At 70.0% G+C, this 19500-nt stretch carries 18 protein-coding genes; 3 read left to right on the plus strand and 15 right to left on the minus strand.

What is annotated here, in order from left to right:
- Window positions 1–27: 27 nt before the first annotated feature.
- Window positions 28–3927, plus strand: coding sequence for a DNA-directed RNA polymerase subunit beta' (locus ABT070_RS10615; protein ID WP_351757645.1), 3900 nt, complete (start codon window positions 28–30; stop codon window positions 3925–3927).
- An 80-nt stretch (window positions 3928–4007) separates the two neighbouring features.
- On the opposite strand, the gene ABT070_RS10620 is transcribed toward ABT070_RS10615, so the two are convergent.
- The 14 genes from ABT070_RS10620 to ABT070_RS10685 all read right to left on the minus strand — a co-directional run bounded on the left by ABT070_RS10620 (window position 4008) and on the right by ABT070_RS10685 (window position 17016).
- Entirely contained in the window at window positions 4008–4268 is a 261-nt protein-coding gene (locus ABT070_RS10620) for a hypothetical protein (RefSeq protein WP_054238759.1), read from the minus strand.
- A complete protein-coding gene (locus ABT070_RS10625) occupies window positions 4265–4513 on the minus strand; it encodes a hypothetical protein (RefSeq protein WP_351757648.1) in 249 nt (82 codons plus the stop codon). Before ABT070_RS10625 ends, ABT070_RS10620 begins: the two co-directional genes overlap by 4 nt.
- 15 nt (window positions 4514–4528) lie before the next feature.
- Window positions 4529–5422, minus strand: coding sequence for a peptidoglycan-binding protein (locus tag ABT070_RS10630; protein ID WP_351757650.1), 894 nt, complete (start codon window positions 5420–5422; stop codon window positions 4529–4531).
- 131 nt (window positions 5423–5553) lie between these two features.
- Entirely contained in the window at window positions 5554–6015 is a 462-nt protein-coding gene (locus ABT070_RS10635) for an ATP-binding protein (RefSeq protein ID WP_351757653.1), read from the minus strand.
- Window positions 6016–6045: 30 nt separating this feature from the next.
- Complete coding sequence (locus ABT070_RS10640; protein WP_351757655.1) at window positions 6046–6786, minus strand: hypothetical protein; 741 nt, start codon at window positions 6784–6786, stop codon at window positions 6046–6048.
- Window positions 6786–7931 (minus strand): hypothetical protein, encoded by a 1146-nt coding sequence (locus tag ABT070_RS10645; RefSeq protein WP_351757658.1) that lies wholly within the window; start codon window positions 7929–7931, stop codon window positions 6786–6788. The genes ABT070_RS10640 and ABT070_RS10645 overlap by 1 nt, the downstream gene beginning before the upstream one ends.
- A 36-nt stretch (window positions 7932–7967) precedes the next feature.
- Window positions 7968–8990, minus strand: a complete 1023-nt coding sequence (locus ABT070_RS10650) for a hypothetical protein (protein ID WP_351757661.1) — start codon at window positions 8988–8990, stop codon at window positions 7968–7970.
- Window positions 8991–9033: 43 nt separating this feature from the next.
- The gene (locus tag ABT070_RS10655; protein WP_351757662.1) at window positions 9034–10221 is read right to left on the minus strand and encodes a hypothetical protein; all 1188 of its coding nucleotides are present in this window, start codon (window positions 10219–10221) and stop codon (window positions 9034–9036) included.
- Between the two features lie 26 nt (window positions 10222–10247).
- Window positions 10248–11462, minus strand: coding sequence for a hypothetical protein (locus ABT070_RS10660; RefSeq protein ID WP_351757665.1), 1215 nt, complete (start codon window positions 11460–11462; stop codon window positions 10248–10250).
- Between the two features lie 92 nt (window positions 11463–11554).
- Window positions 11555–12871 carry a hypothetical protein gene (locus ABT070_RS10665; protein ID WP_351757667.1) on the minus strand — a complete coding sequence of 439 codons (1317 nt, stop codon included), beginning with the start codon at window positions 12869–12871 and terminating at the stop codon, window positions 11555–11557.
- A 4-nt stretch (window positions 12872–12875) separates the two neighbouring features.
- On the minus strand, window positions 12876–13796 hold the full coding sequence (locus tag ABT070_RS10670) for a phage distal tail protein (RefSeq protein WP_351757670.1): 921 nt from the start codon (window positions 13794–13796) through the stop codon (window positions 12876–12878).
- A gap of 19 nt (window positions 13797–13815) precedes the next feature.
- The gene (locus ABT070_RS10675) at window positions 13816–15105 is read right to left on the minus strand and encodes a phage tail family protein (protein WP_351757673.1); all 1290 of its coding nucleotides are present in this window, start codon (window positions 15103–15105) and stop codon (window positions 13816–13818) included.
- Entirely contained in the window at window positions 15102–16295 is a 1194-nt protein-coding gene (locus ABT070_RS10680; RefSeq protein WP_351757675.1) for a phage tail protein, read from the minus strand. Before ABT070_RS10680 ends, ABT070_RS10675 begins: the two co-directional genes overlap by 4 nt.
- A 10-nt stretch (window positions 16296–16305) precedes the next feature.
- A complete protein-coding gene (locus ABT070_RS10685; protein ID WP_351757677.1) occupies window positions 16306–17016 on the minus strand; it encodes a hypothetical protein in 711 nt (236 codons plus the stop codon).
- Window positions 17017–17044: 28 nt separating this feature from the next.
- Here ABT070_RS10685 and ABT070_RS10690 point away from each other — a divergent pair, with 28 nt between their 5' ends.
- Complete coding sequence (locus tag ABT070_RS10690; protein WP_351757680.1) at window positions 17045–17722, plus strand: hypothetical protein; 678 nt, start codon at window positions 17045–17047, stop codon at window positions 17720–17722.
- 72 nt (window positions 17723–17794) lie between these two features.
- Here ABT070_RS10690 and ABT070_RS10695 read toward each other — a convergent pair whose 3' ends face one another.
- Window positions 17795–18004: a hypothetical protein gene (locus ABT070_RS10695; protein ID WP_351757683.1), complete on the minus strand. Its 210-nt coding sequence runs from the start codon at window positions 18002–18004 to the stop codon at window positions 17795–17797.
- Window positions 18005–18322: 318 nt separating this feature from the next.
- On the opposite strand from ABT070_RS10695, the gene ABT070_RS10700 reads away from it, so the two are divergent.
- Window positions 18323–19474 carry a hypothetical protein gene (locus ABT070_RS10700; RefSeq protein ID WP_351757685.1) on the plus strand — a complete coding sequence of 384 codons (1152 nt, stop codon included), beginning with the start codon at window positions 18323–18325 and terminating at the stop codon, window positions 19472–19474.
- Window positions 19475–19500: the final 26 nt, after the last annotated feature.

Consider the following 19500-nt stretch of genomic DNA (forward strand, 5'->3'; position numbering starts at 1 on the left):
TACAACCCTGAGAGGGATTGACGCATAGTGCTCGACGTCAACTTCTTCGACGAGCTCCGGATCGGTCTGGCTACCGCTGACGACATCCGTCAGTGGAGCCACGGCGAGGTCAAGAAGCCCGAGACGATCAACTACCGCACGCTCAAGCCCGAAAAGGACGGACTCTTCTGCGAGAAGATCTTCGGTCCGACCCGGGACTGGGAGTGCTACTGCGGCAAGTACAAGCGTGTCCGCTTCAAGGGCATCATCTGTGAGCGCTGCGGCGTCGAGGTGACCCGCGCCAAGGTGCGTCGTGAGCGGATGGGTCACATCGAGCTGGCCGCTCCCGTGACGCACATCTGGTACTTCAAGGGTGTCCCGAGCCGTCTGGGCTACCTGCTCGACCTGGCTCCCAAGGACCTCGAGAAGGTCATCTACTTCGCGGCGTACATGATCACGTACGTCGACGACGAGCGCCGTACCCGTGACCTGCCCTCGCTGGAGGCGCACGTCTCCGTCGAGCGTCAGCAGATCGAGAACCGTCGCGACTCCGACCTCGAGGCCCGCGCCAAGAAGCTCGAGACCGACCTGGCCGAGCTCGAGGCCGAGGGCGCCAAGGCCGACGTGCGCCGCAAGGTGCGCGAAGGCGCCGAGCGTGAGATGAAGCAGCTGCGTGACCGCGCCCAGCGCGAGATCGACCGCCTCGACGAGGTGTGGGCCCGCTTCAAGAACCTCAAGGTCCAGGACCTCGAGGGCGACGAGCTGCTCTACCGCGAGCTGCGTGACCGCTTCGGCACGTACTTCGACGGTTCGATGGGTGCCGCGGCACTGCAGAAGCGCCTGGAGTCCTTCGACCTCGACGAGGAGGCCGAGCGCCTCCGCGAGATCATCCGTACCGGCAAGGGCCAGAAGAAGACCCGTGCGCTCAAGCGCCTCAAGGTCGTCTCCGCGTTCCTGCAGACCAGCAACAGCCCCAAGGGCATGGTGCTGGACTGCGTGCCGGTCATCCCGCCGGACCTTCGCCCGATGGTGCAGCTGGACGGTGGCCGCTTCGCGACCTCCGACCTGAACGACCTGTACCGCCGTGTGATCAACCGCAACAACCGCCTGAAGCGCCTTCTCGACCTCGGTGCGCCCGAGATCATCGTGAACAACGAGAAGCGCATGCTCCAGGAGGCCGTCGACGCGCTGTTCGACAACGGTCGTCGTGGCCGTCCGGTCACCGGTCCCGGTAACCGCCCGCTGAAGTCCCTCAGCGACATGCTGAAGGGCAAGCAGGGTCGATTCCGTCAGAACCTGCTCGGCAAGCGTGTGGACTACTCCGCGCGTTCCGTGATCGTCGTCGGTCCGCAGCTCAAGCTGCACCAGTGCGGTCTGCCGAAGGCCATGGCGCTGGAGCTCTTCAAGCCGTTCGTGATGAAGCGCCTGGTGGACCTGAACCACGCGCAGAACATCAAGAGCGCCAAGCGCATGGTGGAGCGCGGCCGCACGGTCGTGTACGACGTCCTCGAAGAGGTCATCGCCGAGCACCCGGTTCTGCTGAACCGTGCGCCCACCCTGCACCGCCTCGGCATCCAGGCCTTCGAGCCGCAGCTGGTCGAGGGCAAGGCCATCCAGATCCACCCGCTCGTCTGCACCGCGTTCAACGCGGACTTCGACGGTGACCAGATGGCCGTCCACCTGCCGCTCTCCGCGGAGGCGCAGGCCGAGGCCCGCATCCTGATGCTGTCCTCGAACAACATCCTGAAGCCCGCCGACGGCCGTCCGGTGACGATGCCGACCCAGGACATGGTCCTCGGTCTGTTCTTCCTCACCACCGACGGCGAGCTGCGTGACACCAAGGGCGAGGGCCGCGCGTTCGGCTCCTCGGCCGAGGCGGTCATGGCGTTCGACGCCGGCGAGCTCGCGCTGCAGTCGGCGATCGACATCCGCTTCCCGGTGGGCACCATCCCGCCGCGCGGCTGGACCCCGCCGGTTCGCGAAGAGGGCGAGCCGGAGTGGCAGCAGGGTGACACCTTCCGTCTGCGGACGACCCTGGGTCGCGCGCTCTTCAACGAGCTGCTGCCCGAGGACTACCCGTTCGTCGACTACTCGGTGGGCAAGAAGCAGCTCGGTGAGATCGTCAACGACCTCGCGGAGCGCTACCCCAAGGTCATCGTGGCGGCGACGCTCGACAACCTGAAGGCGGCCGGCTTCTACTGGGGCACGCGTTCCGGTGTCACCGTGGCCATCTCCGACGTCGTCGTCCCCGAGGCGAAGAAGGCCATCGTCGCGGGCTACGAGGCCCAGGACGAGAAGGTCCAGAAGCAGTACGAGCGCGGTCTGATCACCAAGGAAGAGCGCACGCAGGAGCTCATCGCGATCTGGACCAAGGCGACCAACGAGGTCGCCGAGGCGATGAACGCGAACTTCCCCAAGACGAACCCCATCTTCATGATGGTTGACTCGGGTGCCCGAGGAAACATGATGCAGATGCGGCAGATCGCCGGTATGCGTGGTCTGGTGTCGAACGCGAAGAACGAGACCATCCCGCGTCCGATCAAGGCCTCGTTCCGTGAGGGCCTGTCCGTCCTCGAGTACTTCATCTCGACGCACGGTGCCCGTAAGGGTCTGGCCGACACCGCCCTGCGTACCGCCGACTCGGGTTACCTGACCCGTCGTCTGGTAGACGTCTCGCAGGACGTCATCATCCGCGAGGAGGACTGCGGCACCGAGCGCGGTCTGAAGCTGCGGATCGCCTCGCACGACGAGGCCGGCGTGCTGCGCAAGGCCGAGGACGTCGAGACCAGCGTCTACGCCCGCATGCTCGCCGAGGACGTCGTCATCGACGGCAAGGTGATCGCGCCGGCCAACGTGGACCTGGGCGACGTGCTCATCGACCAGCTGGTGCGCCACGGTGTCGAGGAGGTCAAGACCCGTTCGATCCTGACCTGTGAGTCCCAGGTCGGCACCTGCGCCATGTGCTACGGCCGCTCGCTGGCCACCGGCAAGCTGGTCGACATCGGTGAGGCGGTCGGCATCATCGCCGCCCAGTCCATCGGTGAGCCCGGTACCCAGCTGACGATGCGTACCTTCCACACCGGTGGTGTGGCCGGTGACGACATCACCCAGGGTCTGCCGCGTGTCGTCGAGCTCTTCGAGGCCCGTACCCCGAAGGGTGTCGCCCCGATCTCCGAGGCCCAGGGCCGCGTGCGGATCGAGGAGACCGAGAAGACCAAGAAGATCGTCATCACGCCGGACGACGGCAGCGACGAGACGGCGTTCCCGATCTCGAAGCGTGCCCGTCTTCTGGTCAGCGAGGGCGAGCACGTCGAGGTGGGCCAGAAGCTCACCGTGGGTGCCACCAACCCGCACGACGTGCTGCGCATCCTGGGTCAGCGTGCCGTCCAGGTCCACCTGGTCGGCGAGGTCCAGAAGGTCTACAACTCGCAGGGTGTGTCGATCCACGACAAGCACATCGAGATCATCATCCGGCAGATGCTGCGCCGGGTGACGATCATCGAGTCCGGCGACGCCGAGCTGCTGCCCGGCGAGCTCGTCGAGCGCTCGAAGTTCGAGGTCGAGAACCGTCGTGTGGTGCAGGAGGGCGGTCACCCGGCCTCCGGTCGTCCGCAGCTCATGGGTATCACCAAGGCCTCGCTGGCCACGGAGTCCTGGCTGTCGGCGGCGTCCTTCCAGGAGACGACCAGGGTGCTGACGGACGCGGCGATCAACGCCAAGTCCGACTCCCTGATCGGCCTCAAGGAGAACGTCATCATCGGTAAGCTCATCCCGGCCGGTACGGGTCTGTCCCGCTACCGCAACATCCGGGTCGAGCCGACCGAGGAGGCCAAGGCCGCGATGTACTCGGCCGTCGGCTACGACGACATCGACTACTCGCCGTTCGGCACGGGCTCCGGCCAGGCCGTTCCGCTGGAGGACTACGACTACGGTCCGTACAACCAGTAAGGCGTACGTCTGAAGTACTGAAGGGCGGTCACCCCGTTGCGTACGGGGTGGCCGCCCTTCGGCATGTCCGGGGAGCCGGTCTAGCGGCCGGTCAGCTCCCAGGCGGTGACGGCGACCGTCGCGAGGGCGGCCAGGGCGCCGATGCTGGCGAGCGGCCAGCGGGAGCGCTCCAGCGCGTCGAGGCGCTGTTCGTGGTCGGCGATCTGTTTGTCGGTCTGGTCGCTGCGCTGGACCAGCAGGGCGAGCGAGCCGTCGACGCGGGCGAAGCCGGCCTCGACGGTGCCGCGCAGCCGCTCCAGTTCCAGGGCCACGGCGGCCGGGTCGGAGAAGGGTTCGTTCACGCGTCGCTCGTTTTGCTGGGCTTTCCGCCGGCCGGGGTGTCCGTGCGCAGCCACGCGGGCAGCAGGGTCTGCACGGCGGGCAGGGCCATGACCCTGGTCAGGCCGGCGGCGGCGGTGAGCGCCGCGGCGACCCAGGGCAGGGTGCCCGGTATGCCGGCGGCGTCGACGACCGTCGGCAGCAGGACGCACAGGCCGACAGCGGTCTGGAGAACGGTACGGAGGGTGCGCTTGGCGGCCTCTGACATCGGGAGCCTCGATTCTCAGGAGCTGTACGGGACCTTCAGGGCCGCCCAGGACTTGGCGCCCGGCCAGCCGTCGGCGGAGGAGCCGGTGTAGCCGAGCTTGCGCTGCCACTGGGCGTAGGAGAGACGGTCGGCCTCGGTCCACTGCGGGCCGGGACCGGAGGCGTAGGCGGAGCAGCCGACGGCGATCAGGCGCTTGCCCAGTGCGGTGACGACGGCCGACTTGGGGTTCTTCCGGAACCAGGCGGCGCCCGGGAAAGGCTGGTACTGCGGGGTGCCGGTGCCGGTGCCGGTGCCGGTGCCCGTGCTCGGGGTGGTCTGCTTGCCCAGCCGGGTCGCGACCCTGGCGCGGAAGTCGGCCATGGTGAAGCCCCGCGGGTCGATCTTCGTGTTCGTCCACTCCTTGTGGCCGATCACGGAGGCGGCGGACCAGCCGTGCGCCCGGCACAGTGCGGCGGAGGCGCGGACCATGGCTTCCAGCTGGACCGCCGGCCAGGGGTCCTTGCCGTCGCCGAGGTTGACGCACTCGAAGCCGTAGAAGTGGACGTTGCCGTCCGTGTCGTTCTCGTTCGGCGCGGGCAGCGGCTTCTCGGCGATGACCGCTTTGAGGACGTCGCCGTCGCCGCTTCCCGCGTGGTTGGCGCGGCCGTTCCCGACCAGGTGGACCGTGCCGTCCTTGGCGATCACGCCGTGGCAGAGGGGGCCGGGCAGGGCGGAGTGGCCGTTGAAGCAGAGGCTCACGCTGTTGCTGGTGCCGGAGGTGACGGTGTGGTGGACGATCACGCCGTTGACCGGTCCCCAGCTTCCCTTCTGGTTGCGGTTGTTGGTGCGCCAGCCGGAGTGCTCGACGACGGTGACGCCCTCGGCCCGCAGTGCGGACACGAGGGCGTCGGCGGAGAGGGGGTTGGCCATGGTGGTGCCTCCCTGGGGAGTGTTCGGGCATGAGAAAACCCCGGCCGGCGGGGGAGCGGCTCGGGGTGGCGGGGGTGGTTCTTGTGCGGGGCGGTCTTTGTGCGGGGGCGGGGCTCGGAGCGTGGTGGGCCTCAGGCCGTGGTTTCCGGGTCGGTTTCCGGGGCGGTCTCAGGGTCGGTCTCCGGGTCAATTTCCGGGTCCGGGGTGGCGCCGTCGCCGTCGCTGTTTCCGTCGTGCGGCTGCCACTGGGCGCACAGGGTGACGTAGGCCGCCGCGTTGGTCTCGAAGTCGGCCAGGGCCGCGGCGACCGCACGCTGGACGGCCGTCGGGTCGGGGACGACCGGGTCGGCGCCGACGGGCATGATCGTGATGCGCCCGGTGCCGCGCAGGACCGTGCCGCCCTCGCCGGTCTCGGTGAACTGGGCGGTGACGTTGACCGGCGAGTAGGTGCCGCTGATCGAGTCGGGGCCGATGACCGAGCTGAGGCTGGTGTCGGCGACGTTGACGTGGATCGTGTGGCCGCTCTCGGTGAGGGTGGCCCGGCCCGCGTAGTCGATCGCGAGGCCCCAGGGCTGAGTGGGGTCGATGTCCATGGACGCGCTGCCTTCCTTGTGGTGTCGGGATCAGCTCTGGCGGCCGTGCATGAGGACCGGGGTGGCGTAGACGGTGCCGGAGGCGCTGGTGACGATGGCCTGGATCTCCACCTTGACCGTGGTGGTGTACACGGAGGAGAAGGTGGTGCTGATCAGGTCCGTGTAGTCGAACTCGGTGCCCGCGGCGACCGTGGGACCCCACTGGGCGCTGTTCACCAGCACCCGGACCTGACCGGTCGCGCCGGAGCTCGCCGCGGTGCTCAGCCGCAGCCGTATCTTCGGCTGCCAGACCGGGTTGTACGACAGCGCGATCGTCGCCCAGGCCGTCGAGGCGGTCTGCGGCCAGCGTGCCGTCGCGGTGTCCTGCGGGGGCAGCATGGCCAGCCAGGGCCGGGCCAGGCCGCCGCTGTTGACGTCGTCGGAGAAGATCTCCCGGTTGCCGTTGTCGTAGATCCGCAGCGGCTGGAGCGAGTTCGCGCTGCCGTCCCCGTTGAACAGGGTCATGGCGAGGCTGCCGGTCTGGCGGTGGATCTCCAGGCCGTACTCGGCGTCCTTCCAGGAGCCGACCCGGAACATCGTGTCGGTGCTGCCGGGCCGCTGGACCAGGAGGGTGCCGCCGTCGGTGACCTTCAGGGTGCCGTCCTTGATCTCCACCTCCCCGCCGGTGATCGTGTTGAGGGCGGGACGGGTGTTGACGGCGGTGGACAGCTGCTGGATGCGGCGTTCCATCTGGGTGAGCCGGTCGATGATGTCTTCGGGCAGCTGGGGCATCAGACCTCCTCCAGGTAGAGCTCGGCGGTGTCGGGGCGGCCGCGCTGGGCCGGGCTGACCTTGACGCCGATGATCCGGTAGCGGGCGTCCAGGCCCTCGGTCCACCACTCGTCGGTGATCCGCAGGCGGACGGTACGGCCCAGCAGCGCGGACGGCACCAGGTCGTCGAGCCGGACGCTGATCTCGGGGATCACGACGGCGCCGGTGCCCTCGGCGAGTTCGGCGTTGGCCAGGGACCGCAGGATCGTCGTGCTCGCGATGTCGTTGTGGTCCGAGGCGAGGTCGATCCGCGGATAGCCGACCTTGATCAGGTCTTCGCCGTCGGGGATGTCGGCGTCGGCGAAGAGCGGGCGGGACTCGACGGCCTGGTTGGTGTTGTCGGTGGCGCCGCGGGCCCGGGCGGTGGTCCCGCCGCGGGTGGCGTCGCGCGGGAAGGTGTACGACAGGATCGTGCCGGGCCGGTCCATCACCAGGTCGGTGCTGCCGGTGGTGATCTTCGGGCTGCCCAGCCGCAGCCGGCGGACCCGGGTGCCGGTGACCGGGTCGCGGTAGACGGCGATGTAGTGCTCGAAACCGTTCTCCAGCGCGGCCAGGGCGTCGATCGCCTCCAGGTAGACCGTCTCGTCGCCGTCGCGGTACGACACCGAACGCGTCACCCCGGAGAGCTCCTGCCCGAAGGTGACGCCGATGTCGCCGCCGGTCGGCGCGGGAGGCGTGCCGTCGTCGACGAGCTCGCCGGTCTGGAGGTGGCGCCACAGCCGCCGCGCCACCTCCAGCTGGTCGTCGCTCCCGGAGAACGTGAGGTCCTGGCGGACGCGGCGGCGGCCCGCGTACGACTCGAAGGTGGCCGCCTGGATGCCGAGGGTGAGCACGCCCCGGTCGTCGCTCTGCAGGGTGGACGTCCAGATGACGCCGCCCCACCACAGGTCGTTGCCGCGCTGGAGGTAGACCGAGGTGCGGCCCTCCTCGATGCGGCGGACCCGGGCGGCCATCTCCGCGTTGGGGACGGGAACGGTGCCGGAGAGGGACCCGGCCTTGCCGATGTAGTCGTCGACGGTGACGTCCCGCAGGGGCAGGATGTCGATGGTGTCGTCGGTGCGCAGATCGCAGAAGATCGCGCGGTAGGGGGTGGTGGTCGTGGTCATACGGCGGTCAGCTCCCAGGGCCGGGTCGGTCGGCGCTCACAGCACGAAGCAGGCGGAGAAGCGCAGGACATTGCCGACCTGGATGACACCGCTGGTCGACCAGGTGATCAGCTGGACCGAGCCGTCGGCGGCGATCCGGACGGCGCCGTCGGCGAAGCCGTCGCTCGCGGACGCGTAGGTCTCGACGACCGGCCGCCAGCCCGCCGGGAGGGCACAGATCAGCTCGTCGCCGACGTTGCCCGGGTTGGTGGTGCCGGCGGCCGTCGCGGTGAGGACGCTGGTGGTGCGGGTGAGCCCGACGGTGAACGAGCACACGCCGCGGGTACGGCGGGCGCCGAACCAGGACAGCGACCAGTTGCCCTGGGCGGTGACCCCGGTGGTCGTCGTCTCCACGACGAGCGGCGGCTGGTAGTCGGCCCAGGCGGTGCCGGACCAGCGCTGGATCACGCCGCTCAGGTCCCGGTACTGGCCGGGGTAGGCGCCGTTGGAGGTGTCCGTGGTCACCGGGAGGATGCCGCCGACGCCGACCGTGGCGGTGCGGCGGCCGACCAGCGCCGTCGCCCAGGCGATGCCGCCGGTGCCCGCGCTCGCGTTGGCCGGCACGGTGACCTCGTACAGCGGAAGCGACAGACCGGGCGCCGCCGGTACCGTCGGGGCCGCGGCCGGGGTGCCCGGGACGATCTCGACGACGGCCTCGGTGCGGCTGAGGCCGTCGTAGGCGTCGTCGTAGACCCGCAGGACGACGAGGTCGATGCGGTTGTACTGGGCGTTGCCGTCCGCGAACGTCACGGGCAGGTACTCGGTGAGGGCGACCGGGTAGGCGCCCCTGGCGTCGGTGCTCTGGAGCACGGCACGGCCGGGGCTGACCGTGGCGGACATGCTGCTCGCCGTGCCGGTGAGCGTGAAGCCGGAGATGCGGGAGGCGCCGTCGGAGGAGCCCGGCAGGACACCGGAGCGGGTCGCGACGGGCGAGGTGGGGGTCAGGGCGCCGAGCGAGACGAGGCGGGTGTCCTCACGGGACTGGCCGTCGGGGGAGAGCCAGCCGGAGCGCACGGGCATGGTCGACTCCTTTCGGGAGAACGGGCGGGAACGGGACGGTGGTTCAGGCGATCGGGTCGACGCGCAGGAAGATGTTGTCGAACGCGCAGGTGAAGCTCGCGTTGCTCGACCGGTGCATCGCGGTGACGGTGTAGGTCGAGCCGGCGGTGAGGGAGTTCAGGCGCAGCTGGGTCGACGTCGACTTGGACACGGCGCCCGAACCGGACGCGCCCCGCTCGTCGTCCGCCGCCCAGATCACCGTGGAGCCCAGCGTGACCTGCGGGGACATGTGCGCCTGCGCGGTCTCGCCGCCCGAGGACATCCGGGCGCCCAGGCCGATGATCACGGAGCCGGACGGCGGGGCGGTGAAGGTGAGCGTGAGCGCCGTGACGGTGGTGGAGGCCAGGGCGGCCGTGTACGTCGTCGAGGCGGTGGTCCCGGCGTCCAGCGACTGCACGAAGACGGGCCCCGGAACGGCCGGCTGCCAGGCGCCGCCGTTCCAGCGCTGGAGCTGGCCGAGCGAGGAGTCGCGGTACTGGCCGACGTAGCCGCCGGTGGTCAGCACCCCGGCCGGGACGAGTCCGCCGACGCCCTTGGGGTAGGGCACCCAGGCGGTGGAACTCCAGCGCTGGAGCGTGTCGTTGACGTCCCGGTAGTGGCCGGGATAGCCGCCGGGCGCGGTGTCGTCGGAGCGGGTCGGCAGGATGCCGCCGAGCGGGACGGTGGTGGGGCGCAGATCGACGCGGGCGCTGTCCCAGTCGATGCCGCCGCTGCCGGCGCCGGCGTTCTTGGCCACGGCGACGGTGAACAGGACGAGGGAGGCGTCCGGGGCGGCGGGGGCCACCGGAGTGGCGGCCGCGACGCCCTTGACGATCTCCACGGCGGCTTCGGTGCGGTCCGAGCCGTCGTAGTCGTCGTCGTAGACCCGCAGGACGACGAGGTCGACGCGGCCGAACTGGGAGTCGCCGGCGTCGAAGGTGAGCGGGACCGGCTCGGTGACGGCGACCGGGTAGGCGCCGCGGGCGACGGACGTCTGGATGACGGCCCGGCCCACCCCGACGGTGGCGGTCATACCGCCGGTGGTGCCGTTGAGCCAGAGTCCGGTGACCCGGTACAGGCCGTTTTCGGAGCCGGGCAGGACACCGGAGCGGCCCTTGATGTCGGTGACCGGGGTGACCGCCCCGATCTGGGTGACCCGGGTGTCCTCCCGGGTCTGTCCGTCGGGTGACAGCCAGGCGGAACGTACGGCCATGGTGGTTCCCTTCGTCAGGAGGCCGGTCAGGAGGCCGACTCGTAGGTGCCGTGGAGGGAGAGGATGTCGTTGACGGCCCAGGCGAACGGGGCCGACTTGTCCCACGGGCTGGTGCCGGTCTTGAGGGTGTCGCGCAGCGAGCGGACGACTCCGCCGTTGGCCACCGCGAGGAGCCCGCTGCCCTGGTGCATGAGGATGGCGGAGTCGTCGAAGGCCTCCGCGCTCACCACCCGCCCGTCCAGCTTCCAGGCCGTGGAGACCGGTGCGGCGGGCAGCGAGAAGGTCCAGTCGCCGTTGGCGTCCTGGGCGGACAGGTTGGTCGTCGAACCGATCTTGAGGTAGATCCGGAAGGTGACGACGGTGCCCGTCTTCACGTACGCCCCGGCCAGCGTGCCGTTGCCCAGCGTGGGCGCCACGCCGGTCTCGCAGCGCCAGACCGGTGTGTAGTTCGTCCAGGTCGGGACCGGCTGGTACGTCACCCAGGCGGTGCCGTTCCAGCGCTGGAGCCCGGCGGGGCTGTCGCGGTACTGGCCGGTGTAACTGGCCGTGGCGACGGCGCCGGAGGGGGCGATGCCGCCCAGGGCGCTGGGGTAGGACACCCAGGCGGAGCCGTCCCAGCGCTGGAGGGCGCCGCCGGAGTCGCGGTACTGGCCCGGGTAGGCGCCGTTGCCGGTGTCGCCGTAGACGGGCAGGATGCCGCCGACCGCGACGGTGGGCGTACGCAGGTCGGTCACGTCGGTGCTCCAGTTGACCCCGCCCTTGCCGGCGCTGATGCCGGCCCGGACGGCGACCTGGTAGACCGGCAGCGCGATCTCCGGGAGCGCGGGCACGACGGGGGTGGCCGCCGGGGTTCCCCGGACGATCTCCACGGCGGCCTTGGTGAAGCCCGAGTCGTCGTACAGGTCGTCGTAGACGCGCAGGACGACGACGTCGATCCGGCCGTAGGAGGCGTCGCCGTCGGCGAAGGTGAGGGTGATCGGCTCGGCCAGCGTGACCGGGTAGGCGCCCTGGTTGCTGTCGGCCTGGACGACGGCCCGGCCCTCGTGGACGGTGGCGGTCATGGTGCCCGCGCCGCCCTCCAGCCAGAAGCCCGAGAGGCGGTACTGGCCGTCGTAGGAGCCGGGCAGGATGCCGGAACGGACGTCCAGCGGGTTGGCCGGGGTGGTCGCGCCGAGCTGGGTGAGGCGGGTGTCCTCGCGGGTCTGGCCGGTCTCGGCCACCCATGAGCTGCGCAGGTTCATCTGCTGGTCTCCTGTGGTCTTCGGAGGCGAACTCCGGGAGGTGCGGGAGGTGCGGGAGATGCGTGGGTGGGCTGAGGGCCCGTCAGGACACGTCAGGACCTGAGCCATTCGGCGGTGAAGTTGGTGAAGTAGCCGGAGCCGCCGAGGGTGTTGATGGTCACGCCGGAGCTCTGCAGCCCGTAGAGCGCGAGCTTGTCGCCCGCGACGCACCTGATCAGGGCGCTGCCGCCGACCGAGGTCGCACCGGGGCCCGCGCCGATCAGCCAGGTGGCGCGCGCGACTCCGCCGCCGTTGAGGTGGATCCGTGCGCCGCGCGAGCCCGTGGAGGGCTGCTGGAGCCAGGTCACGGACCCCGACACCCGCCACCAGCCGGCCCTCGGCACCGTGTAGGTGTTGGATCCCGACCAGCCGGCCGCGTCGTCCACGTCGGTGCTCTGCAGGGTCATCTGCGTCCACGTGTTGTGGACCACGGACTGCTCGCTGGTCTGCGAGACGCTGAGCAGCAGGGTCGTGCGGCCCTCCGCGTAGATCCAGGCCGAGCCGTTCCAGCGCTGGAGCAGACCGGCCGAGTCCTCGCGGTACTGGCCGGGGTAGCCGCCGGTGGCGACGGTGCCGGAGGGGGCGATGCCGCCGACCGACTTCGGGTACGCCACCCAGGCACTGCCGTTCCAGCGCTGGAGCGGACCGGTGGGGTCCTCCTGGTACTGGCCCGTGTAGCTGCCCGCGGTCAGGGTGCCGGCCGGTGGGATCCCGCCGACGCCCTTGGGGTAGGCGACCCAGGCGGTGCCGTCCCAGCGCTCCAGGACGCCGGCGTTGTCCCGGTACTGGCCGGCGTACGCGCCGTTGAAGCCGGCGGCGGGGACGATGCCGCCCAGGGCCACCGTGGCGTAGCGCAGGTTGGTGACGGCGGAGTCCCATGCCAGGCCGCCGGAGCCGGCCGACGCCCCGGCGGGCACCAGGATCCGGAAGAGCGGCAGGGTGCTGCCGTCGGGGCCGACCGGCTGCTGGGGCGTCGCCGAGGGGGTGCCCTTGACCAGACGCACGCGTGCCACGGTGTCCGCGGTGCCGTCGTAGGTGCTGTCCTGGACGACGAGCTCGACCAGGTCGATCCGCTGGTGCGCGGCGTCGCCGTCGTCGATCGTCAGGCTCTCGGGCTCGGTCACCGCCACGGGGTAGGTGCCCTGGCCGGTTCTGCCGCCCTGCACGAAGGCACGACCGGTGCCGATCGTGAAGGTCATGCCCCCGGCGGCGCCGGTGAGCGCGAAGCCACCGGGGACGATGCCGCCGCGGGCCTTGAGCGGGATGTTCTCCGCGACCAGGGCGTTCGGGGTGAGGAGTCCGGACAGGGTGAGGCGGGTGTCCTCCCGGGTCTGGCCGGACTCCGTGAGCCAGGCGGCTCGCACGGTCATGGGGTCACCACTCCGCTTCTCGCCAGCGCACCGTCATCTGGGCGCCGGTGCTGTAGGTGTCGGGGCGGAACGCGAGCTGGGCGCGGCCCGGGGCGAACGCGAAGAGTTCCTCGGGGCTGCTGTCCGCGGCCGCGGTGTGCCGCCGGGAGGCGGTGCTGTTGAGGGTGACCGTGCCGGCGGCGGTGTCGACGACGAGCTCGTCGCCCGAGGCCAGCGCGATCTCGTAGCGCAGCCGCTGCGCCGACGTCCGGTCGGTCACCGTCGGGTTGGCGCACGGGCCGGTGAAGGTGATCACCGGGTGGGTGGGCGCCGAGCCGCCGTTGTCGGCGTTGACGTCCCCGGTGGAGGCAGCCTGCCCCCAGTACAGCGGCCAGGTCAGCGGCCAGGTCAGACCGCTCTCCGGCTGCGGGGCGCCGGTGACGGCGGACTGCTCGGTGACCGAGTAGCGCCGCGGGTCGGTGGCGTACCACTGCACGGACGCCCGGGAGACGCCCTGGGTGGTGTACGTCCGGTCGGCGGCCAGCACCCGCTGGCTGACCCGGGCCCGCACGGCCAGCGTCTCGCCGTGCAGCCGCACCGCCAGCCAGCGCTCCGCGTCGCCGAGCAGCAGGGCCTGGCGCAGGACGCGGGTGGCGGCGAGCGAGGAGGCGGTGTCGTCCTGCGCCGGGACGGTCCACACCGTGCCGCCGACCCTGCGCGGCTTGGCGTAGCGGGCGCCCGGCCAGGCGCCGTGCGCGGTGGGGTGGTCGGCGTCGGAGGAGTCGTACTCCGGCAGGTCCTCCCAGCCGCTGAGGCCGCCGCGGTCGATCTCGTAGGGGGTGCCGGGGCCCATCAGCAGTCCGGCCCACTGCATCTGCCCGTCGCGGGTGATGAGTGAGCCGGGGGCCACGTCGTCGGTGTATGCGGTTGTCGTGATCTCGGCCATGGTGGCCGTCACCTCACTCTCATGTGCAGGCGTGGGCGGAGGCGAGGAAGAGCAGGTCTTCCGCGGTGCCGCGGGCGCCCGTGCCCGCGCTCTCGTGGAACTCCTTGACCCGGTGAGCCGGTCGGGACGCCGGCGCCCCGGTGCGCCGGGCGAGTGCCCGCTGCCGCTCCAGGGTGGTCAGCGGCAGTACCCGGCCCGCGCCCCGGGAGGCGCCGGGGACGGCGATGCCGCCCTCCGCGAGCATCGGGATCTTGTCCAGGTGGATGCCGAACTTCTTGCCGAGGACCGAGAAGCTCAGGGAGTTGAGCCCGTCGATGACCCAGTTGGCGAAGGCGATGAGCCCGGTGATCGGACCCTTGACCACACCGGCGACGGTCTGCGCGCCGGTGGTGACGAACTTCCCCATCGCGCCCAGGGTGCTGGAGGTGGCCTCCTTGATCCGGGCGAACATCCGGGGGATGTCCTTGGTGATCCACTCCAGCGCCGGCTTCACCGCGTCCTTGAACCCCCGCCAGACCGACGACACCTTGCCGCTGAGCGCCCGGGTGTCCCCGGTGGTCAGTGCCTTCAGGACGGCGAAGCCGGTACCGACGAGGGCGCCGATCGCGGTGAGCGCGGTGGTGAAGACCCCGAGGTAGACGGTGACGTACGTGTTGACGGCGCTCGCGATGCCCTTCAGCAGCGGTGTCATGACGGTCAGATAGCCCTCGACGTACTTCAGCACGAGGGTGGCGAGCTGCTCCATCAGCCGTTGCCCGGTCTCCGAGTTCAACGCGAGATCGATCAGCCAGCCGGCGACGGGCAGGAGGAGACCGGTGACGAACCCGATGGGGTTGGCGCGGGTGAGCGCGTTGACGATCAGCATCACGCCGGAACCGATGGTCATGGCGGTGCCGAAGGCTCCCATGAGGTCTCCGAGCACTCCGGAGGCCTCGATGAGCGCGCCGACGATGGCGAAGACACCGCCGAACGCGGAGTTCAGGGCACCGAGCGACCTGCCGGCGCCCTTGGCGCGGGTGCCGGCCGACTTGATGCCGGAGGCTGCTTCGGTGGCGCTCTGCCCGGTCTTCGCGACGGAGCGGCTCGCGGCGTCGGCGCCGGTCTTGACCTGACGTACGGCGGTGGCGCCCTGGGAAGCGGCGGAACGGACGGCGTCGACGCCGGTGGCGGCACTCTTGATCCGGCCGACCAGAGAGCGCGCCGCGGCGGTGTTCTGCCCCAGCCGGGACCGGAAAGCCTGGAGAGCCGGTGCCACCCCGGCGAACAGATCGGCCGCTCCGCCTCCCGCAGGCAGTGCGGCGGCGCTCATCCGCGTGCCTTCGCCAGGAACATCAGCGCGTCGGCGGTCCGCTGCGGGCTGCTGCTCTCGGCCGCGTAGTAGTGCTCGATGTGCAGCGCGCCGCCGGCCCCGGCGGCTCCGGCGTACGCCGGGCCCTGGGCGGCGGCCCGCCGCAGCAGCCGGTCCAGTTTGCTCAGCGGCAGGACGGCCTCCGCCTCACCGGCCTCGGCGAGGATCGCGGGGACACCGCCGGAGCGGGGCATGACGACACCGCCGGTGGCCAGCATGGGGATCCTGGGCAGGCTGACGCCGAAGGTCTTGCCGCCGACGCCCGGGACCCAGCCCGGGATCGACACCTTGATGCCGTTGAGGGCGCCGATCGCACGGTTGATGATGCCGATGACCGCGTTGATCGGGCCCTTCACCGCGCTCTTGATGCCGTCGAAGGCGCGGCCCGCGATGCCCTTGAGGCCGCCCCAGATGCTGGACAGCTTGTCCTTGACGGCCTTGAAGGCGTTCGGGATCGCGGACTTGACCCAGTTGACGACCGGCGAGATGACGGCCTTGATGCCCTTCCAGACGCTGGAGACGACCGTCTTGATCGCGTTCAGCGCGGTGGTGATGACCTTCTTCCAGATGGCGACATAGGTCTTGATCACCGTGGCGACGGCCTTGACGACGGCCGAGATCGCCTTCTTGATGCCGTCCCAGACCGACTTGATCAGCTTGGCGGCGTTCTTCATGATCGGCCCGATGGCCTTCATGACGGTGCTGATCACGGACTTGATGACGTCGAAGGCGGTCTTGAGGACCTTCTGCATGGTCTTCGACTTGGTCGCCATCTCGACGACCTTCTCGATGAGCGGCGCCAGCAGGTCCATGAGCATGCCGAAGAAGTTGCCCTTCATCGACTTGTTCATCTTGTCCTGGCCCTTGGCCGCCTTGCCCGCCCCGGACTCGTACTTGCCGAGATTCGTGCCGGCGCCGGAACCGGTCTTCCCGGCCTTCCCGAGCGACTTCTCGGCCTGGTCGGAGGCGGTCTTGAGGTCCTTCAGCTGCTTGGTCGTCTCCTGGGACGCGGAGCGGAGCCTGCCTATCTCGCCCTTTCCGCTCTGAGCCGCACGGCTGAGGCTCTGGGTCGCCGTCGCGACCCCGGTGGCCTGGGACTTGAACTGCTGGAGAGATTTGGCGGCCCGGCTCGCCGCTGAGGACAACGACATATGTGTCTCCTTAGAATGCTGCGGTGAGTTCCTGGAGAGCTCTGCGCAGAACAGTCACCTCGCTGGCGACACCGCGGACCACGGGAACCGGTGCGTCGATTCCCCGGTCGGTCCGCATCCTGGGATCTGCCTCCAGTCGACTGCGTTCAGTGTCCGCGGCGTTTCGCGCCACCTCGATCCTCTGCTTCAGCTTCACAACCGTCTGTTCTGTTTCCTTCAGGTTGTCGATGTACTGGTAGTTGTCATCGATGAGCTTGTCGCGCCTTTCCTTCTTTTCGCGATCTGTTGTCTGTGTCTGTGACTCGATCTTTTTCTGGAGCTCGTCGATCTTCTTCTTCCAGGGGAATTCCCGGGTCGCCCCGAGGATCGTTATCCCTTTCTCGTCGACCTTGAAGATGGACAGACCGACGGTCAGCAGGGTGAGACTGGCGGCAAGGCCGGTGAGACCGTTCGTGTGCGCCGCGATGGAGTTGCTCATCAATGAAAGAGAGGTTGAGATACCGCTGTGGGTCGTGCGGAGTCCCTTGTAGGACTGCTGGAGCTTGGTGATGTCCGTGGCCTGCGTGCCGAGCTTGGTGTTTATCCCGGTGATATTCGTGGTGTGCGTTCCGAGAGTGGTCCTTATCCCGGAGATGCTGGTGTCGACCTGGGTGTTCCTTGTCCTGGTGTTGTCCTCCAGGATTTTGAGATCCTCGTCGACTTTTTTGAGATCTCGCGCCATGGTTACCCTCCTGTGCTAGCGTTCCCGCATGCCTTCTGATGATGTGCGTATTGTTCTCGCCGTCCCCACCAGTTGGAGTTGGTATTTCGAGCCGAACAGAAAAAGATCGATCGCCTGGTATGCGGAACGAGCTCTGGATATTGCGGATAAATTCCATCCGGGGCGAGGCCTGGATGTCTTCCTCTACGGTGAATCGAAAGATCCGGAGGGATCGGGTGGGTCGAATTACGAGGACGCCGGGACCGAGGTGATCCGTACTCGGCTGGAGCGGGATTCCCTGCCCGAGTGGATCGGCGACTGGGCGGTCCGGCCGAACATGGGGCGAGGGCTCTTCGAGGATCGCGGCCCCGAGAGCAAGGTGGAGGAGCGCCTCGGCGTCGGGGACACCCCCTGGTACGGCCGGCCGTTGCCGGCGGTACGGGCGGTCGGTGAGTGGAATGCCGGACATGAGGGCACGACACTCGTGATCTTCTGGCTCGACAGGATGACCCAGGCCGAGGAGATGGCACGGTTCATCGGCCGGTACGACGCCTCGCGCACGTTCTGGCAGTTCTTCGGCGATCCCGATGACGTCTACTACTCGTTCTGGACCAGGCAGGGGATGCATCAGGGCAAGGTGCTGCCCCAGGTCAGGTTCCACTTCGGCCTGCAGTGGAGCACGCGGGCCATCCTCCGGGGGTTTTCGCGCTGGTCGAAGAACGTCTGACAGGTCGAAGAACGTCTGACCGCACGGCCGGGCGGGGCCGTGTGCGGGACCCCGCGGGCTGGGCGGCGCAGGTCAGGGGCGGCGTCCGGCACGCGCCCGACGTGCCTCCGTCAGGGCGTCCGTCCACCCCGCCGCGTACGCGCGCGACTCCCGGGCGAGCAGCTCTTCGTACACCCGGTCGAGAAGGGCCTCGCGGTCGCGGGGTGTGGTGTGCAGGAGGTGGGCGAGGCGGGTGTAGGTGTCGATCGGCTGCTTCGGGGAGTTGCTCGTGCCAGTCACCATGTCGGCCTGCTTTCCGGTCTGTCCGCTGGGCTGTGGTACAGGTGGCGCCTCTGGGGCGTTCGAAACGCGTGTTCGAACTAGTGTACGAGTAATCCTGTGGTGCCGTTCCGTGTTTGGCGAGGAGCATCCGGTGTTCAGCGGTCGGGACCTGCGGTGATGCCGGGTGCGCCCGAAGTGCCGCCCAGGTTGGTGGAGTAGGATCCGGCCGTTCTCCCGTCGCGTAGGAAAAGGTGAACGGCGGTGCTCGGCAAGGGAACTGAGTGACCGCCAGACGACGGTGGACGGCGACGGACAGCCGTCCTCGCGCTGGGGGGCGCGATGGGGCCAGGGGACGAGAGCAAGGCCTACGGGGTGGACGGGGACGCGAGCAACGTGCGGCGCGAGCATGTGATCGATTGGCTGGAACAGGCCTCCGATCTGCCGCATCTCATCGCCCGTGTCTCGGAGTTGGTGCTCCTGCTCGGCCATGAACCGGACGCCCTGGTGGTCCTTCCCCGCAGCGAACTCGACCGGCGGGAACTGGCCGCGTACAGCGCCGGCTGGGCCGACGTGGTCGACGAACAACTGCCCGCGATCCGCCGCGCGTACGAAGAGCGGATCACCGCCGCCTACCTCCAGGGCCAGGAGGACGCCCGCACCGGCCACCGCCCCCGCCGGACCCGACGGGCCGAGGCGGAACGCGAGCACGAGTACGAGCACGAGCGTGGCGGCGAGGTCATTCCGCTCCCCTATGTCGAACTGCTGCGCCCTCCGTCCGCGTGGGCGCGCGTGGAGGAGCGGGGCGAACGGGAACGGTCGGTGGCGGACGGAGCCCCGGTGCCCGCGCCTCCCCCGGGAGGGGGGACGGACGGGGGCGAGGAGGATGCGTACGGCGACCCGCGCGATCCGGCCAACGTTGTCGGTTCGGCGAGCCCGACGAGCCCGACGAGCGCGAGCGGCCCGGCCAGGGGTGCGCGCGAGGGGGACCGGGCCGTCGAGGGCAAGGACGAGGACAAGGACGAGGACGAGGTCGCGGGCGCCGGCGGAGCCGAGGCCGGCTCCGGTGCCGAGGGGGACATACTGCTCTCCGCCCGTGAGGTGCGGGGGAGACGCGTCACGTCCTCCGACCGGCGGCCGGTGGTCCGGCGCAACGGCCGGCCGAGCGTGCCCCCGCTGGCCCTGCCCGGCGACATCGGAGCCCCGGGACGGGAGAAGGCGCGCAGACCGGACGGCTCCGGGCCCGCGGAACGGCCGCCCCAGGAACGGCCGCCGCAGGAACGGCCGCCGCAGGAACGGCCGCCGCAGGAACGGCCCGAGCAGACCGGCCGGGCCGAGTGGCCGGAGCCGGTCGAGCCGGCCGATCCGCAGGGCGCCCGCGACGAACCCCGACCCCGGCTGCTTTCGGACAAGGCCCGGGCCCTCGCGGACGAACTGGAGGGCCGGGCCGGCCGCCGCCGGGACGAGCAGAACGGCCCGCCGGACTCCCGTTGAGCGGAGCCGACGGGCACGCGCTGACC

The organism is Streptomyces sp. NPDC002884, assembly GCF_040295245.1.
Classification (GTDB): Bacteria; Actinomycetota; Actinomycetes; order Streptomycetales; family Streptomycetaceae; genus Streptomyces.